The organism is Mammaliicoccus sp. A-M4 (genome assembly GCF_022386955.1).
Taxonomy (GTDB): Bacteria; Bacillota; Bacilli; order Staphylococcales; family Staphylococcaceae; genus Mammaliicoccus; species Mammaliicoccus lentus.
Map to the genome: position 1 here is coordinate 42,115 of NZ_JAJNHH010000013.1, position 18,182 is coordinate 60,296.

Consider the following 18,182-nt stretch of genomic DNA (forward strand, 5'->3'; position numbering starts at 1 on the left):
AAAAACTATGACGATTTTGTAAGGTGCTGACGCTTGTGGGAGCATGTACTTACAAAAATTCTGAAGAGCTTGGGACATAAATCCTGAGCTCTTTTATTGGATTAATTATTACATAAACACACAAACTAACTTTTCTTCTGACCCAAATCTAAAAATAAAGCTGTGACATATAAACATCTCAGGCTCCCTTAAGTAATTTCCATCATAATCTTCGTAATATATTCTTTTTCATTATTTTTAATCACTGAATCGAATACATATTCTTCAAAAACGTATTGACCGATCTCTAAATTCAACTCTTCTATTTTGTTAAACATCTTTTGATAAGTTTCGTAAATTGTTTGATCTAAACCGAGATGATACCCGACTAAGTACTGCCCGTTTAGGGTAATGGTATTTGTATAGTCACTTTTATTTGATGGGATTTCAACATAAAGGTAGCTATATTGATTATATTGTTTATTTAAAATTTCATTTTTCTTTGTTACAACGCCTATTGGCTGACTAGAGAATAAATTGTGATGCTTGAGCTCATCTACAAATTGGTTTATTGACATTAGAAAATCTAGCTCGGAAACATTATTGATGTTATCACTAATATAAAATGTAGTGTTTTCTATATCGTGAAGTTCAATTTTATCGAATTCTGTATGGATAGCATCTTTGATAGATTTGATTTTATCGTTTATTACGAGCTCATTAAAATTTAATTGTTGTTTCTGTGCTTGTATGACTTTCTTTTGTTGTTGCATGAGATCTAGGAAAAGTTCTGGTGATTTGTCTTGTGTATATTGTTTAATTTCTTTTAAGGACATACCTAATTCTTTCAATAATGTAATGACACTAATAAACTCGATTTGTTTAACTGAGTAATAACGATAGCCACTTTCATTTTTAAAATCCGGCTTAAATAAGCCTATTTTGTCATAGTAAATCAATGTTTGTCGGCTGACATTTGTTAGACTTGCAAACTCGCTTATAGGTATATGATTAATTTTTTGCATAAATTGAATTCCTCCACTTGACTATATAGTTACTATACACTTTAAATTTAATATATTAAAGGTGTTTTTTGATATGAAAATGAAAACAAATAGATTAGAATATAGTGAAAATCACTTAATATTTAATAAAGTAATGAATAAGGAGGTCTAATATGAAGAATAAGTTAAACATTTTATATTTTAATATATTTCTTATGTTTTTAGGTATTAGTATTGTTATCCCAGTACTACCAACAATATTATACGATTTAGATTTGAACGGTAGTGATTTAGGATTATTAGTAGCAGTGTTTGCGTTGTTTCAAATGATTGCTTCTCCATTTGGAGGAAGATTTGCAGATAAGTTTGGTAAGAAAATCATTATCATTATTGGACTTTTATTATTCTCCATATCAGAATTTATTTTTGCGGTAGGGAATACTTTTTCAATACTTTTATTATCAAGAGTATTAGGTGGTATTAGTGCAGCGTTTGTAATGCCTGGTGTTAATGGTATGATCGGTGACTTATCAACCGTGGAAAATAGAGCAAGAAACTTTAGTTACATGTCAGCAGTTATTAACACAGGATTTATTATTGGACCAGGAGTGGGAGGATTCTTAGCAGAAATATCGCATAGAATGCCTTTTTATTTTGCCGGTGTATTAGGTATCATTGCGCTACTCTTCTCTATTATTTTGTTAAAAGAAGAAAAAGAAGTAGAAGATGTCGACAAACCGAAAGTAAAAGAACCATTCCCATATAAATTGTTCGTCGTTCCTGTCGTTGTAATGTTGATTTTATCTTACGGTTTATCTTCAACTGAGACGATGTTCTCATTATATACAGCAGAAAAAGTAGGATTCGAACCGAAAGATATTTCTATTGCGATTACAGGTGGAGCTATTGTAGGGGTTATATTCCAACTATTCCTATTTGAAAGAATCGTAGGAAGAATTGGAGAAATTAGACTTACATTGTTCTCACTTATATATTCAGTAATCGTGTTATTCGCATTTATTTTCGCTTCGAGTTATTTATCCGTTATGCTTGTAAGTTTTATTATATTTATAGGATTTGATTTAATAAGACCATCAATGACGAATTACTTCTCGAAATTGGCCGGAAAAAATCAAGGAACAGCGGGTGGCTTAAACTCTGCCGCAACCAGCGTCGGTAACTTAGTTGGCCCGTTAGTAGCAGGGGTAGTGTTCGACATAGATATTAACTTCCCGATGTACGTTGCGATAGGTTTCTTCGTATTTGCGGCGGTTATATTAGTGTTCTATAGACCAGATAAATTAAAGTTTTAAAATAAGCGAAGTGGGACTAGGTATGAAAAAAGTTTGATATAAGTGCAACTTCATACCAGTCAGCTATTGCCATTATATTGAATCAGCCTGAGACGTATACTGTGTCTCAGGCTTTTAATTTATCATTTTTATACTTAGTATAATTAATATACTCAAAACTGTTGACTTACATCTAAAATCGCGTTACAATTATCTCGAAATCGAAATAATATGTGGATAGGTGATGACATGAATAGAACAGATGAATCTTTAAAGGCATTGGTAGGTATTAAACGCTCGAATGATACGATTGATCGTATTGTTAAGCAAGACATGAAGAACTATGGTTTGAATATTACTGAATTTGCCGTAATGGAACTGTTATTTCATAAAGGTGATCAGCCTATTCAAAAGGTTAAACAACGTATTTTAATAGCAAGTAGTAGTACAACATATGTCATTGATCAATTAGTTAAGAAAGGTTATGTGAGACGTCGTCAAGATACGAAAGATAAACGAATCACGTATGCAGTATTAACTGATGAAGGGCATAAGTTAATGGAAAATATTTTTCCAAAGCATGCTGAAACAATTGCGAATGCTTTTTCTATCTTAGATGATGAAGAACTTGCTATATTAAGAAGAGCACTAAAAAAAATTAGCGCAATGTCTAATGAGTAAGTCGCGCAAATTTTTTTCAGCGTTATTATTTCGAATTCGAAATAAAAAATAAAGAAAGAAGGAATCTATAATGAGTAATAACGAACTTATCGGAATCCATCACGTAACTGCTATAACAGATGATGCAGTAAGAAACTATGAATTCTTTACAGAAGTATTAGGAATGCGTTTAGTTAAAAAAACAGTAAACCAAGATGATATATATACGTACCATACATTTTTCGCAGATGATCAAGGATCACCAGGGACAGACATGACATTCTTTGATTTCCCAAATAGTCCTAAAGGTCAAAGAGGTACAAATTCTATTAGTCGTGCAGGCTTCAGAGTACCAAACGATGCAGCTTTAGAATATTATTTAGAGAGATTTGAAGAATTTGGTGTTAAAAATGACGGTATTCAAGAACTGTTTGGTAAAAAAGTTTTACCATTTGAAGAGAAAGACGGTCAAAGATATCAATTATTCTCAGATGAATTAAATAAAGGTGTTGAACCAGGCATACCATGGAAAAACGGACCAGTTCCTGAAGATAAAGCGATATATGGATTAGGACCAATTGAAATTACAGTTAGTTATTATGACGATTTCAAATCAGTATTGAAACAAATATATGGTATGAAACCAATTGTTGAAGAAGAAGATGTAACATTATTTGAAGTTGGCGAAGGTGGTAACGGTGGTCAAGTTATTTTAAGAAAAGATGACAAAACACCTGAAGCTAGACAAGGGTACGGTGAAGTTCATCACGTATCATTTAGAGTGAAAGATCACGAAGCTATCAAAGCATGGGAAGAAAAATATAAAGAACTACGCATTGGTAACTCAGGAAATGTTAATCGTTTCTACTTTGAAGCATTATATGCCAGAATTGGACATATACTAATAGAAATTTCTACAGATGGTCCAGGATTTATGGGAGACGAGCCTTATGAAACATTAGGGGAAAGTCTTGCGTTACCACCATTCTTAGAGTCTCAGCGTGAGTATATTGAATCTGAAATTAAACATTTTGATACGACAAGAAAGCATGACTAATTAAATAGAAAAGGAGTGGTTCTGATGAAAGTGTTACGTCCAGAACAATTAACGCAAAAAGAAAACTATAAATTATTAATAGGGTCTGTTATACCTAGACCAATTGCATTAGTTACGACACAATCTGAAGACGGTATATTAAACATTGCACCCTTTAGTTTCTTTAACGTTGTTTCTTCAGAACCTCCTATACTATCTATAGCGGTACAAAGAGTAAATGGAGAATCGAAAGACACGGCTCGAAATATATTGGAGCAAAAAGAAGCGGTCGTACACATTGTAGATACAGAAAATGTTGAAAATACAAATGAAACCGCTGCGCTTTTAAATAGAAATGAAAGTGAACTTACGCGTACAACATTTGATACTGTAGAATCGTTAAGTGTCTCAGTACCAGGATTGAAACAAAGTAAGGTACGCTTTGAAGCTGTATTACACGATACAATGGTTATTAAAAAAGATGATAAACCTGTATCTGATTTAATATTATTAGAAATAAAACATTATCATTTTGATGATGCTATTTATAACGATGGCTATATTAATAAAGATGAATTAAGTGCAGTAAGTAGATTAGCAGGTAATGATTACGCTGAAATAGGGCGCACATTTACAATAGAAAGACCATAAAGTGAATGGAGTTGACTAGAAGTGAAACATATATTTAAACAAGGTGAACAAGGCAAACCTGTATTTCTTTTATTACACGGAACAGGTGGAGACGAGAGAGATTTACTACCTTTAGCAGAAATGCTTGATCCAAGTTATAATGTGTTAAGTGTAAAAGGTGAAATATCCGAAAATGGTATGGCGCGTTACTTCAAAAGACGTGCAGAAGGCGATTATGACTTAGAAGATTTAGAGTATAGAGGTCAAGAATTATATGACTTTATTAAAGAATCATCAAAAGAATATGAATTTAATTTAGAAGACGTTATACCAGTAGGCTTTTCAAACGGGTCGAATATGGCGATTAACTTAATACTAAGAGAAAGTACACCTTTCCAAAAAGCGTTATTATTCGCACCATTATATCCTTTAGACTTACAAGATAATCAAAAAGATTTATCAAACTTTAAAGTATTCCTATCAATGGGTAAACAAGATCCAATCGTTACACAAGAACAAAGTGAACGAGTGATTGAAATATTTAAAGAACGCGGTGCTGAAGTACATGAAACTTGGGTGAACAGTCATGAAATTACACAAGAAGCAGTACTATCAGCAAAAGAAATATTATAAGGGAGTGGAACAGAAATCTTATTTTGCTAAAAAGATTTTGTGGTTCCACCCAGTCAGATACCGCCATATAAAAAAGAGTCCAGGACAATTATTTATGTTCTGGACTCTTTCTTTGTTAATATACAATCTGTTGATTAATTATAATCGTGTTGATTATAATGATATTTAACAAATAAACTTTTCTATGGAAGGAATTAATGAAATGGCTGAAGACCGTCGAGTAAGAAAAAGTAAAGCGGCTATAAAGAAAGCTTTTATACAATTATTAGAAGATAGCCAAATAGAACGTATTACAATACGTCAGATTTCTGATAAAGCCGACATTAATAGAGGTACCTTTTACTTAAATTATGATGATAAATACGCACTCCTTGAAGAAATGGAAGACGAACAAATTGCAGATTTAAAAAAATTAGTCGACATCCGAAAAGTAAATCTTGCTCAAAAAACTGCAGAAGAATTCATTGAAATATTCTCTAATGAAGTTATTAAAAAAGTGATTATACACATTAGCGAAAATATAGAATTTTATCATGCTATTTTAAACTTAGATAGGACTAGTAAAATCGAAGAACGTATTACAGATATGATTCTCTCAAATATTAATTATTTAATTGGAGAAAATAACACAGTTTATGGTGTACCAGACGATTATTACTTAAGATATGTATCAGGTGCTTTAATGTCTATGGTTAAATATTGGGTGCACGACGAAAATCGTGTTTCTATAGAAGAACTTGTACAATATATCGTAACGATTTCAACTAGAGGGCCACTTTCCATTTTGAAACAATTGATAGATTCGAAGAAATAAGTTTATAAAATCTATAAAAATCTCTCCATCAGACTTAAACCTAATGGAGAGATTCTTATTTAATAACAATATATTTATTTATCGATTTCATCGCGTGATTTAATAATTTTATTGATAAAGCCGTAATCATAAGCTTCTTGGGTGCTTAACCAGTAGTCGCGGCCAGTATCTTTTTCGACTCTTTCTATAGGCTGTCCTGTTTCTTTCGCGATTAATTCATTGATTTTTTGACGTGTGCGTATAATTTCTTTAGCTGTAATTTCCATTTCTACAGATTGTCCTTGTACGCCGCCTGATGGTTGGTGAATCATGAATCTTGTGTTTGGCAGGCTATATCTGTTTTCTTTTTTACTAGCTAGATAAATAATTACACCTGCGCTTACTACCCAACCAGAACCGATAATATTTACTTCTGGTTTCACGAAATTAATCATGTCATGAATATAATAACCTGAATCGACATGACCACCTTGACTGGAAATGAATAAAGTAATTGGTTCATCGCCCATTGCTTCTAGTAATAAAAGTTGGTTACCGACTTCTTTTGCAACTTTATCATTAATTTCACCAGTTATAATGATCGTACGTGTTTCTAATAGTTTTTCAGTTAGTATGTCTTTTTCTTGTTGTTTTTCTTCAGACATGAAATCACTCCTATCATAATATTTAACTTTATTGTGAATGATATATAAGTGCATTTCAAATAATTTGACCTTTATTGACCAAAAGTTTTTTTATCATATATCAAATAAATCGTTAAATGCTTCGACCATAGTAGGATGTGTATAAATATTATCTCTTAATCTTGTATAAGGCACATCCATATCCATAGCGAGTTTAAGAACGTTAATAATTTCTTCAGATCCTGTGCCGTACAAACTAGCGCCTAATATTTGTTGTGAATCTACATCAACTACCGCTTTAAATATACCTCTATCATCGTTATTAACTTTGTGACGAGGAATATTTTTAACTTCAATCATACCTTCTTTTACATTGAAGCCTTCTTTTCTAGCTTTACTAGCTGTCATTCCTATACGTCCTAAAGGTGGGTCTAAGAATACTGTATATGGAACATGACCTCTATTTTTAGTTGAACGTTTTTTATTGCCTGAAATTTGATCTTTAACGATTCGATAATCATCTAAAGAAATGTAAGTGAATTGTGGGCCGCCTTTAACATCACCAACTGCATAAATGTTATCTACAGCAGTTTCTAATGAAGAATTCACTTTAATTTCACCTTTATCGTCTAGATTAATATCAGTATTTTCTAATGCGAGGTCAGTGTTTGGTATGCGTCCAGTCGCAAGTAGGACAGCATCACCAGAAATATCACCTTGGTTAGTATGAACGACAGGACGATTATCTTCAGTTGAAAAAGCGTGAACTTCCGCTTCATCTATAAATTCTATACCTTGGTTCAACAACTGGTCGTAAATATGAGATGCTACATCTTTATCTTCAGTACCTAATATATGTTTACGATTATGAATCATCGAAACTTTACTACCGAGACTTGAGAAAATCGTCGCAAATTCTAAAGCGATATAACCTGCACCAACAATCACGAGATGTTCTGGTAAATGTCTCAATTCCATAATACCTTTAGAATCATAAATGTTCTCAGTTTGCTCAATTCCTTCTATTTCAGGTATATTTGAGCGACTACCTGTATTTATAATGATATGGTCTGCTTGAATAGATTCAACAATTTCATTTGATTTATTTAACAAATCGACAGTTTCATTATCCTTAAACTGTGCTTTATAAGTATAAACTTTAATATTTTCATCAGAATCTAGATTATCAAAATTTTTCTTATTTAATGCCGATACGACATCTTTTTTACGATTAATTGCTTCAGTGAAGGTGTGATTTTCATTACCTTCATGTAATAACGTTTTAGAAGGTATACATCCGACATTAATGCACGTGCCACCATACATATTTGAATCTTGCTCAACTACAGCAACCTGGTTTCCTTGACCAGCAAAATCTTTAGCAAGCGTCTTACCAGCTTTTCCAAAACCAATCACTAACATGTCATAATGCTTCATAGTATAAAACCTCCATCTCATAATCTCTATAACCAATTATAGTACTTTATAAAAATATTATGAAATTTTTGAATTTAAGGTATTATTTTCACTGTTTCATCATACAAATTTTAGGAAAGATAACATTTGTTTACTATATAAATAAAGTAACTTTCTATAGGAAATCAATGCAAATTTTAAGAAAATTAATATAATTTTACACCATTGGTCGACCAGTTTCAATCGGTATAAGTTATAACGTTTGTGGCGGTTTTCACAATTTACGACAAGGTATATAAGTGTAATATTACAGTTGTGTTAATTTGTCGATATGCTAAGATACATAACTATATCGAAAGGGTGTTTAATCAAACATGAAATTTAACAAAAACAAAATTAATGTTGTTGATATGAAACAAACTAAGAAAAGTGTTTACGCAACAGGTATAGGTAATGCTATGGAATGGTTTGACTTCGGTCTATATTCTTATTTAGCAATTATTATTAGCCAAAACTTTTTTACTGGCGTACAGAACGATGAATTAAAATTAGTATTTACATTCGCAACATTTGCGATTGCATTTTTAATGAGACCGTTAGGCGGGGTTATATTTGGTAGAATTGGTGATCGTCTTGGTCGTAAGACAGTATTGACGACAACTATTATATTAATGGCTGCTTCAACTTTATTAATCGGTCTTTTACCTACATATGATCAAATTGGTATATGGGCTCCTATTCTTTTGTTAATTGCTAGAATTATTCAAGGGTTTTCAACGGGGGGAGAATATGCAGGTGCAATGGTATATATTGCTGAATTATCTCCTGATAACAGAAGAAGTGTACTAGGCAGTGGATTAGAAATTGGAACTTTAGCAGGTTACATACTTGCTTCTTTATTAGCGAGTGGTATGTTTATTGCTTTATCTGATGCACAAATGCTAGCGTGGGGCTGGAGAATTCCATTTATTCTTGGCGCACCACTTGGATTAATCGGTCTTTATTTAAGAAGACATTTAGACGAAACACCTATATTTGAAAATGAAATCGAAGAAAATGAAGAAGAGCCTGAATCATTTGTATCGATTATTAAAAATCATAAAAAAGATATTATCTTATGCTTTATTACAGTGGCATTCTTTAATATCACGAACTACATGTTACTTTCATACATGCCATCATATTTAGACGAAGTTATTGGCATCTCAACGACTGTAAGTACAATTCTCATTACGAGTGTTATGGTTGTAATGGTTCCACTAGCATTCTTATTCGGACGTCTAAGTGACAAGATTGGTAATAAGAAAGTTGTCTTATTCGGTTCATTTGGGTTAACTGCATTTTCATTACTAGCCTTTTACTTTATGGGCATGAATCAGTTAATGTTTGTATCGTTTGGTATTTTAATACTTGGATTCTTCCTTTCAACTTATGAAGGTTCTATGCCAAGTTTATTACCGAGTATTTTCTTTACAGACGTACGTTACCGCACACTAGCTGTTACATTTAACGTATCAGTATCAATATTTGGTGGTACAACACCATTAGTGTCAACATGGTTAGTGCACGTTACTCAAAACCCACTAGCACCAGCATATTACTTAACAGCTGTCAGCCTTATCGGTTTCATAACGATTCTTGTATTATTTGAAACAACTTCAGGAAAAGCTTTAAAAGGCTCATATCCTACTGTATCAAATGAAAAAGAATTTAATCACGTTGTTAAAAATGCTGAAGAAGCATTATGGTGGAAAGAACAAGAATTACAAATAAAAGAGAAATAAGGACTGAGACATATCCTTTTCTTATAAATAATCTCCTAATCCGTTGTATATTCAGCAGTGGGTTAGGAGATTTTTTTATGATTTTTATACTTTATTTTCAATTGTTTGTATTGTCACGTCTAACCCGAAGTATTTTTGCAAGATGGATTTGTAATTTTGTGGTGTTACTGGTGATTGTTCTTTACCATCAGCTTTAGTTATCGTTAGTTGATCTTGTGACATTGTAACGCGACCATAGGTTTTAGCCATTGTGATGAGCAATGTTTGTACGAATATAGATTCTGGGTTATGCTCATTAAATTCTAAATGTTCTACAAAATATGACCATGGTCTGGATATATTTTTAGCTTTATATGAAGTTCTCCAAGAATTATCGTCTTGTAGTTTTTGAACAAGAATTTCTTCGTTTTCTCCGTAGATTGCGCGATAGCTACCTGATACAGTAGTGACAGTCATATTTTCAGATTCATAGTGAACGGGTAACGCATTAATAGGTAAGTCTCCAAATCCCACGTCAGCTATATATGGTCTATCTAATTGCACGATAGTTGTCATGTGTGAACCATCGTTACTCCATCCATCATCAGGTGTGTGTATAGTAGCGGATGCGCAAGTAATACTAAAACCTTTTTGTTCTAAGTAAAACTGAAATATAGTGTTCATTTCATAACAAAATCCTCCACGATGATTTATAACAATCTTTTCATATAAGTCATCGATATTAACGGAAATAGGTTGTTGATTTTGTACGCTAATATTTTCGAAAGGAACAGTGTACATAAAGCGTGTTATATAATGATTTAAAGTTTCTAAATTAATTTGATTATAATTTTTAGAATCTATTTTTAAATATTCTTCAAACTTTTGAATATCCATTTATATGCCTCCAATAATTATTATTAATTCTATTATAAAGGATAGTTTACATTTATATGTTAATATAAGATTGAAGTTAAAGGGTATACAATAGAAAGTAAGGTAATAAGTATGAAAATTGGTGCGATTTCTGACTTGCATATCGATCGAAGTAATCATTATTTTCCGAAAGATTTTGAAGATGTTTTAATTGATGAAGTGAAGCGATTGAAACTAGATATGTTACTCATAGCAGGCGATATTTCTAACCATTATCAACAAACAATGCCATTTATACAAAATGTTAAACATCAAACAAATATAGAAGTGTTATTTATTCCTGGCAATCATGATTATTGGAAAAATGAAGCGGAAGAAAAGACTTCTTATGAAATATTTGAGTATTATAAATCACAACCAGAAAGTATAATTGCAGACCCATATATAATCAATGATGAATGGGCGATTGTAGGTCATAGCGGTTGGTATGATTACAGCTTTGCTGATAGTGAAAAATTTAGCCTAGAGCGTTTAGAAAGAAGAAAATATTACGGATCTACTTGGCTAGATAAAGAAAGAATAGATTGGGGTAAGTCTGATCTAGAAATGTCTAAACTAGCAGCAGATTCAGTAAGACGAGATTTAGAAAAAGTTAAAGACAAAAATATTATTTTGATGACGCACATCGTCACACACAAACAATTTGCTGTACCTATGCCACATAGAATATTTGATTATTTTAATGCGTTTATAGGAACATCAGATTTTGATTTATTTTATGAGAAGTATCCGATAAAATATAGCATAATGGGACACGTACATTTTCGTAATAATATAGAAGAAAAAGGTGTCAATTTTATTTGTCCATGCTTAGGGTATCAGAGAGAATGGCGTTCTAAAGATTTAAAACAAGAAATACAAAATACAATTCAAATTATTGAAATTTAGAAAGCAAGTCGCTTAGCAAATAAGACGATATTTGTTCAAAATAGGTGATAAAGTGAAAAAATTTATTTCAATTTTCGTTGTAAGTGGGCTGGTACATACATTATTCTCGTTGTATTGGGCATTTGGAGGAACAGCTGGATTATTATCAGTCGGTTCTTGGGTTTTTACATTTAATGCACAGTGGGGAATATGGATGAACCTCATGTTAATTGTGGTCGGTTTATTTAAAGGAATAGCAACATTAGCACCTCTGTATTTAATGAAAACATATAATAAAATTTTATTTTATATATCATGTATAGGTTCAGTATTTTTAATGATATATGGGGGTTTAAATACAGTTGTAGGATGGTTAAAGTTGTTGCAAGTTATCCAGTATCATGATTTTCATACTACATTTGGCCAAGCGATGGTGTGGGACCCTCTATTTTTATTGTGGGGTATAGGACTATTCGGATTCTTAATGAAAATAAAAAAACAAAACACAAATCAAAAATTAATCTAAGTAAATAGTGGAGTCTGGATTTGAATCCTTGCTCATAATTAAGAGACTGAGGCAGTTAAATTGTCTCAGTTTTTTGTTTTAGTAAATATGGTATAAAGTTGCAAGACGAGGAGCACGTGCAACATAAGTCAGCTCTTATAAGATAAAAGGGGTGAAAAACTGGATATAAGCCTATTTCCAATATGCATAGCTCCTGCTAACACAATGAAAGAGTCCGAGACAAGTATTTGTCCGGACTCTTCTTAATACTTATTTTACTGAATTTCTTACAATATCTATCGTGTTCATCCATATAATGTGACCGAGTAATTCTGATAAATGTTCTTCAGCAGGTAAGTCTTCTTTTGCTGGTGTTAAGTTTAATTTTGGTAATACAAATTCATGGAATATAACATGGACACCTACACCAAATAATATACCTTTGCCGAAAGTAATCTTGCTGCATTTTTCAGCTATTAAACCATATAGTAATGCGTTTCCAACAGAGAAACCATAGTGAATGCCCATTACAGGGATAGGTATGTCATTCTCATTATAAGTGACGGTGAAATTTTGTACGTTTTCTGGAACATTAAATTGTTTCATCATTTTTACAGGTGGTGGTTCTTCTTCACGTTCGGGAGTACGAGGAGGGAGTAGAGATTCCCAGCCCATTTTCACAGCTCCAGCGAGTAATCCACCAACGACTCCTGTTGCTAATACACGTTTACAAGAAATATTACTCATTTTTTCACCTCTTTTAAATCGACTATTCTTTGTATACCCGGAAACATCATAACTTAAAAGCAGTCTGCCGACAGTCTAACAAACTTGAAAAATACTATGTTAAAATAGAAATAAATATAAAAATAAAGGTGGATAGCATTGAAAATTCTAGATAAATCAATGACTAAAAGGATTATAATCTTTTTTTGTATATCAATAAGTCTTATGCTAATATCAGGAATTATTACATATATTGTGAATCCTAATATCGAAATAATAAAAAATATACAAGGTTTACCTGAGGATAAACAACGGGCAGAAGGATTAGAGAAAGTTTGGCAATATATTATAAATAATGGGTTTAAAGTGCCATTACAAATGTTAATATTATCAATTATTCCTATACCATTCTTATATTCAGCAAACTTAATATCAACATCCATATTAACTGGATTTGTCTTTACATTATTAATAAGGGTTGACTTACATTTAGGATTAATAGGTGTAGGGTCGTCAATTCCTCATACAGTATTAGAGCTGTTAAGTTACGCAGTATTTGCGGCGGCATTATATTTACTTAATAAATCAATTATTAGAATGATAAGTAATTTATTTCGCAAAAACAAAAAGACAAAAATATCTTTTTTAAAAAGTATTGTCATAGTAGCTAAAGTATACATATTATTAGTACTACCACTTAGTATTATCGCTGCGTTTTTAGAAACATATTTTACGAACTTTTTAATGGATTTATTAAAGTAGTAGAAAAACTGCTCCCCAATAAAAACTTATTAATGGAGAGCAGTTTTTTAATTTTATTTATAAGCTTTCTCAATATCATCTAATTGTTTAATTGTAGAATTGATACCGCCGGCACCGAAGAACCATGTGTTAGCATCAAATTCTAAAATGTCGTTATTTTTAATTGCGTTTACGTTTTGGATAACTGGATTTCTTAATTCTTGTGGTATGCCTTTAGTTTCTTTATCTGTTCTATTTATATAGAAGATTTTATCTGGGTTTTTCTTAGCTATGTATTCATACGATACGACTTGACCGCTTGAGTTGGCTGGCATTTTTGAATCGATATGTTTAATTCCTAAATATCCATTTAAAAAACCACCGTATCTACCAGTTGAGCCGTAAGTTTTAATACCTTTATTATCTACATTTGTGAACATAACTTTGTCGTCATTGATGACTTCTTTTACTGATGAAACTTTTTTATCGAGCTTTTTGATAAGTGATTGAGTTTCTGATTCTTTATCAAATATTTTTCCAATGTTCGTAGCATTTTCTTTAATAGAATCTATATATTGATCATCATCAGGACTTACATACAACACTTTAGCGTTTGGTGCAGCTTTCTTAAATTCTTCTAAGTTTTTAGTATATGCTTGTCTAAATGAAATCAAAATTAAATCAGGATCTTTTTCTGCAATTTTTTCGAAATTAGGTCTTCCAGGATTGCCTAAATTTGTATACTTTTTATCTTTAAATTTTGATAAATAGTCTGGTAAAAAGCTACCGTTTTCTCCTTTAGGTATTGCTGTGATATGGTCTTCTAAGTTTAAATCTTGCATAATGTCTAGTGCTCCATAGTCCATAACAATTACATTCTTAGGATTTTTAGGAATTGTCACAGTTTCAGTCTTTTTCTTACCTCGATTGTGATCTTGGTTCTTTTCTTTATATTCAAATGTTTTCTTGATTGTTACTGTTTCTTTCTCACTTTTTGCTGCTTTATTGTCATTATTACTACATGCAGTTAATAGTAAAAGTGCACAAACGACAAGAGTTATGTATTTTCTCATATTTCGTTCTCCTTCATTTCTAATTGATAACACTTCTCAATTATACAAAATATTAAAGAAATAACAACTGCAAATAATAAATAAAAAACTTGTAGAATAATCAATTCGAACGTAAGTATTACGTCGATTTTCATCTACAAGTTTAATTATATTACTTAATGAAATTATATTTATCGTTATAAAGCTGTAATTCCACCGTCGATTACAAACTCAGATCCTGTGGAATAACTTGATTCGTCTGAAGCAAGGAAGACAATCATATTTGAAACTTCTTCAGTTTGAGCAACTCGTCTCATTGGAATCGTCTTTTTGAATTGTTCTACTTGTTCTTTAACTTCTTCTAGTTCTAACATCGGCGTCTGAATAACACCTGGATGTACTGAATTTACTCGGATGTTATGAGGTGATAAATCTCTTGATGCTGCTTTTGTCATACCTCTTACTGCGAATTTAGTATCTGTGTAACCTATTGCGCCGCCAACTAATCCATTCATAGATGAAATATTGATAATTGAACCTTCTTTTTGAGCTTTCATAATTGGAGCTACAGTTTTCATGCCTAAAAATACAGATACTTGATTAATATTAACGATTTTCATGTAAGAATCCAAAGTTAATTCTTCTAGCGATGTATTAGTCGTAATACCAGCGTTATTCACTAACACATCAATGCGTCCCCAGTTATCAACCACTGTATCTATTACGTTTTTCCAGTCATCTTCGTTGGAAACATCATGTCGAATAAATATAGCATTTTCTCCTAATTCTTGTGCAACATTATTCCCAAGTTCTTCATTGATATCAGTAATAACAACTTTTCCACCTTCACTTAAAACTTTCTCAGCATGCGTTTTACCCATGCCTTGTGCCGCACCTGTAATAACTACTACTTTGTTTTCTAATCTTTTCATTTTTTCTTCCACTCCTTAATTGGTTTACCGGTAAACCTTTTACTGGTATACTATCACTATAATTTGATTAAAGAAAGGAATATGTATGGAAAATAACAATTTTTTTGAACTTATTCATAATGCTGAATTATTTAACGATGCTACAATGACGCTCTTTATGAAAAAATTTGAGCTGAACGTTAACATCTCTCAAATTTTAGCGTTATCAAAATTAAAAGAAGAGGGTCCTCAACGACCATCATATCTTGCACAATCTTTAGGTTATACCTCTGGAGCAATTACAAAATTAACAAATAACCTATTAAGAGAAGGATATATTTTAAGAGAACATCAAGAAGATGATCGTCGAGTGATTTTAATTACGATTACAGAGAAAGGAATAGAAGTGCTTGATGAAGCTCAAAATCAGGGACAAAATATGAGGAATGAAGTTTATTCTGTCTTAAATAATGATGAAGTTTCACAATTATTAAATATTCAAAGAAAACTATATGAACGAGTAAAACAACTAAATAAAAACGACAAATAAAATTATTGGAGTGTACTAAATGCATAAAAGAAAGATACATTTTGCTTGGTTAATATTAATTGGACTCTGTGTTGCTGTAGGGTTAGGGAAATCAGCACTGAATAATTCATCTGGTTAATTCTTATCTCCTGTAGCTAAAGATTTAGATGTAGGTATGGGAAGTTTAACGATTTATTTAAGTATTTCTTCAATAGTGACATTATTATTCCTTCCGTTTGGAGGAAAGATATTATCTAAATATAGTGCGCGTATCGTGTTATTTATTGCAATTATTCTACAAGCAGGCTCGTTCGCTTTATTCGGAGTAATGAATTCTGTATGGGGCTGGTACGTACTGTATATTCCTCTTGCTATCGGGGGCGTCTTTATTACAGTAATAGGTGGTCCTATTTTAATTGAAAGATGGTTTAGTAAAGGAAAAGGACTTGCTCTTGGTATTTTATCAGCCATTGGTGGATTATTCGGTGTCTTCGCACAACCTATAGTAGGTGCTTTAATTAGCCAGTTTGGTTGGAGAACGGCATACTTAATTACTGGTTTAGGGGTAATGATTATTGTTGCACCTATCATTCTGTTATTAATTCGTAATATCCCTAAAGATAAAAATACGAAAGCTTATGGCGATTTAAGTGATGACAGTAACGAAAATGAACAACAACAAGTGGTAGAAGGTATTGATTACAGTATTGCTAAAAAAACACCAGCTTTCTTCTTGTTGGGACTATTTTTCTTTATTATTACTGCAATTTCAAGTTTTACTATGCATGTCCCAACATATCTCGTTAACCATGGTCAAAAAGTTAGTGTTGCAGGTGCAATGATGTCTGCACTTATGGCAGGTGTCTTTGTTGGATCGCTTATTTTTGGTTATTTAACAGACAAAATTGGTGCTAAAAAAGTTGGGCTATTAGCTATGACATTAGGCTTGTTAGCAAGTGTGTTATTAATTAGCCTTCCTGATTTAGTAGTTGTAGTGACAATTGCATTATTCCTATTTGGCATGTTTACCGCTTCAATTGGAACGATAGCGCCTGCTATGGCTTCATCGCTATTTGGAAGTAAAGATTACAGTCAAATTTATTCATCTTCATCAATCGGTTTGGCGTTAGCGTCAATTGTTGCTTTACCAGCTTATGGATTTATATATGATATATCAGGCAGTTACACTTTAGGCCTAATCATTATCATTATATTGTTTATTGTTAATATTATTTCTATTATTTTAGCTTTCAAAAATAAAGAAGTACTAGTTGAAAAAGGATATTGGAATTCCAAATAGAAGGGTGATTTATATGACTAAATTAGATAATAAAATTGCAATTGTAACAGGTGGAGCAGGTGGCATAGGCTCTGGTATTGTACGTGCTTATGTTAAAGAAAATGCAAAGGTTGTTATTGCGGACATTGCTGAAGAAAAAGGACAAGCATTAAGCGAAGAATTAAATAATCAAGGTTATGAAACTTTATTTATTAAAACAGATTTAAGTGATAAAGCATCATTAAAAGCGTGTGTAGATCTTACAATTCAAATATATGGTGAAATTGATATATTAGTAAATAATGCACATGAATCAAGAATGAGCAGCTTTTTAGATATTACAGAAGAAGATTTAGAGCTATCTTTAAATACAGGATTTTATGCGTCATTCTATTTATGTCAAATGGTGATACCTCATTTAAAAGAAACAAAAGGGAATATCATCAACTTCGGTTCAGGAGCAGCTGTTAAAGGAGATAAAAATCAAGGTGCTTATGTTGTAGCTAAAGAAGCTATTAGAGGTATGACGCGTGTTATTGCAAATGAATTTGGAGAATTTGGAATTAATGCGAATATCATTTCTCCTATTGCATACTCTGAAGGCGTTGATCAATGGAGAAAAGAAAATCCAGAATATTATAACCAAGTCGTTAAAGGTATCTCGTTACAAAAATTTGGAGATGTAGAAAATGATATTGGACCAGTAGCAGTATTTTTGCTAGTAGTGAGTTACAGGACAAACAGTTATGGTAGACGGCGGCAGTATTAAATTATATTAAAAATATA

18 protein-coding genes and 2 pseudogenes are annotated in these 18,182 nt (G+C 31.9%); 13 read left to right on the forward strand and 7 right to left on the reverse strand.

Annotated elements, in window-relative coordinates; translation table 11 throughout:
* Positions 1-188: 188 nt before the first annotated feature.
* Entirely contained in the window at positions 189-1,004 is an 816-nt protein-coding gene (locus LQ682_RS11330) for a MerR family transcriptional regulator (protein ID WP_239724265.1), read from the reverse strand.
* Between the two features lie 152 nt (positions 1,005-1,156).
* On the opposite strand from LQ682_RS11330, the gene norA reads away from it, so the two are divergent.
* From norA to LQ682_RS11360, 6 genes are all read left to right on the forward strand, one after another.
* Positions 1,157-2,296, forward strand: a complete 1,140-nt coding sequence (norA, locus tag LQ682_RS11335; protein WP_239724267.1) for a multidrug efflux MFS transporter NorA — start codon at positions 1,157-1,159, stop codon at positions 2,294-2,296.
* A 228-nt stretch (positions 2,297-2,524) separates the two neighbouring features.
* A complete protein-coding gene (locus tag LQ682_RS11340; protein ID WP_017000325.1) occupies positions 2,525-2,956 on the forward strand; it encodes a MarR family winged helix-turn-helix transcriptional regulator in 432 nt (143 codons plus the stop codon).
* Between the two features lie 70 nt (positions 2,957-3,026).
* Complete coding sequence (gene mhqE, locus LQ682_RS11345; RefSeq protein WP_017000326.1) at positions 3,027-3,992, forward strand: ring-cleaving dioxygenase MhqE; 966 nt, start codon at positions 3,027-3,029, stop codon at positions 3,990-3,992.
* A gap of 24 nt (positions 3,993-4,016) precedes the next feature.
* Positions 4,017-4,622, forward strand: coding sequence for a flavin reductase family protein (locus LQ682_RS11350; protein WP_064211200.1), 606 nt, complete (start codon positions 4,017-4,019; stop codon positions 4,620-4,622).
* A gap of 21 nt (positions 4,623-4,643) precedes the next feature.
* Positions 4,644-5,234 carry a methylhydroquinone degradation carboxylesterase MhqD gene (gene mhqD / locus LQ682_RS11355; RefSeq protein WP_239724268.1) on the forward strand — a complete coding sequence of 197 codons (591 nt, stop codon included), beginning with the start codon at positions 4,644-4,646 and terminating at the stop codon, positions 5,232-5,234.
* Between the two features lie 202 nt (positions 5,235-5,436).
* The gene (locus LQ682_RS11360) at positions 5,437-6,048 is read left to right on the forward strand and encodes a TetR/AcrR family transcriptional regulator (protein WP_064211199.1); all 612 of its coding nucleotides are present in this window, start codon (positions 5,437-5,439) and stop codon (positions 6,046-6,048) included.
* A 74-nt stretch (positions 6,049-6,122) separates the two neighbouring features.
* On the opposite strand, the gene LQ682_RS11365 is transcribed toward LQ682_RS11360, so the two are convergent.
* A complete protein-coding gene (locus tag LQ682_RS11365; RefSeq protein ID WP_064204758.1) occupies positions 6,123-6,692 on the reverse strand; it encodes an ATP-dependent Clp protease proteolytic subunit in 570 nt (189 codons plus the stop codon).
* Between the two features lie 93 nt (positions 6,693-6,785).
* Complete coding sequence (gene merA / locus LQ682_RS11370; RefSeq protein WP_239724270.1) at positions 6,786-8,108, reverse strand: hypothiocyanous acid reductase MerA; 1,323 nt, start codon at positions 8,106-8,108, stop codon at positions 6,786-6,788.
* A 353-nt stretch (positions 8,109-8,461) separates the two neighbouring features.
* Here merA and LQ682_RS11375 point away from each other — a divergent pair, with 353 nt between their 5' ends.
* Positions 8,462-9,871 (forward strand): MFS transporter, encoded by a 1,410-nt coding sequence (locus LQ682_RS11375; RefSeq protein ID WP_064204766.1) that lies wholly within the window; start codon positions 8,462-8,464, stop codon positions 9,869-9,871.
* 84 nt (positions 9,872-9,955) lie between these two features.
* Here the strand turns inward: LQ682_RS11375 and LQ682_RS11380 are convergent, their stop codons facing one another.
* On the reverse strand, positions 9,956-10,747 hold the full coding sequence (locus LQ682_RS11380; RefSeq protein ID WP_017000332.1) for an arylamine N-acetyltransferase family protein: 792 nt from the start codon (positions 10,745-10,747) through the stop codon (positions 9,956-9,958).
* 111 nt (positions 10,748-10,858) lie between these two features.
* On the opposite strand from LQ682_RS11380, the gene LQ682_RS11385 reads away from it, so the two are divergent.
* Together LQ682_RS11385 and LQ682_RS11390 are read left to right on the forward strand one after the other, a co-directional pair.
* Entirely contained in the window at positions 10,859-11,674 is an 816-nt protein-coding gene (locus LQ682_RS11385) for a metallophosphoesterase (protein WP_017000333.1), read from the forward strand.
* Positions 11,675-11,726: 52 nt separating this feature from the next.
* Complete coding sequence (locus LQ682_RS11390) at positions 11,727-12,179, forward strand: DUF3995 domain-containing protein (RefSeq protein ID WP_231051330.1); 453 nt, start codon at positions 11,727-11,729, stop codon at positions 12,177-12,179.
* A 249-nt stretch (positions 12,180-12,428) separates the two neighbouring features.
* On the opposite strand, the gene LQ682_RS11395 is transcribed toward LQ682_RS11390, so the two are convergent.
* Positions 12,429-12,905, reverse strand: a complete 477-nt coding sequence (locus LQ682_RS11395) for a DUF1440 domain-containing protein (protein ID WP_070045264.1) — start codon at positions 12,903-12,905, stop codon at positions 12,429-12,431.
* 138 nt (positions 12,906-13,043) lie between these two features.
* Here LQ682_RS11395 and LQ682_RS11400 point away from each other — a divergent pair, with 138 nt between their 5' ends.
* A complete protein-coding gene (locus tag LQ682_RS11400; protein ID WP_016999998.1) occupies positions 13,044-13,646 on the forward strand; it encodes a stage II sporulation protein M in 603 nt (200 codons plus the stop codon).
* Between the two features lie 53 nt (positions 13,647-13,699).
* Here LQ682_RS11400 and LQ682_RS11405 read toward each other — a convergent pair whose 3' ends face one another.
* Positions 13,700-14,698, reverse strand: a complete 999-nt coding sequence (locus LQ682_RS11405; RefSeq protein WP_239724273.1) for a siderophore ABC transporter substrate-binding protein — start codon at positions 14,696-14,698, stop codon at positions 13,700-13,702.
* A 176-nt stretch (positions 14,699-14,874) separates the two neighbouring features.
* Positions 14,875-15,609, reverse strand: coding sequence for a glucose 1-dehydrogenase (locus LQ682_RS11410; protein ID WP_239724276.1), 735 nt, complete (start codon positions 15,607-15,609; stop codon positions 14,875-14,877).
* Positions 15,610-15,694: 85 nt separating this feature from the next.
* On the opposite strand from LQ682_RS11410, the gene LQ682_RS11415 reads away from it, so the two are divergent.
* The 3 genes and pseudogenes from LQ682_RS11415 to LQ682_RS11425 all read left to right on the forward strand — a co-directional run bounded on the left by LQ682_RS11415 (position 15,695) and on the right by LQ682_RS11425 (position 18,175).
* Positions 15,695-16,138, forward strand: a complete 444-nt coding sequence (locus LQ682_RS11415; protein ID WP_239724278.1) for a MarR family winged helix-turn-helix transcriptional regulator — start codon at positions 15,695-15,697, stop codon at positions 16,136-16,138.
* Positions 16,139-16,277: 139 nt separating this feature from the next.
* Positions 16,278-17,417 (forward strand): annotated as a pseudogene (locus LQ682_RS14255) (MFS transporter); the annotation flags it as partial.
* Between the two features lie 13 nt (positions 17,418-17,430).
* Positions 17,431-18,175: pseudogene (locus tag LQ682_RS11425) on the forward strand (SDR family NAD(P)-dependent oxidoreductase).
* Positions 18,176-18,182: the final 7 nt, after the last annotated feature.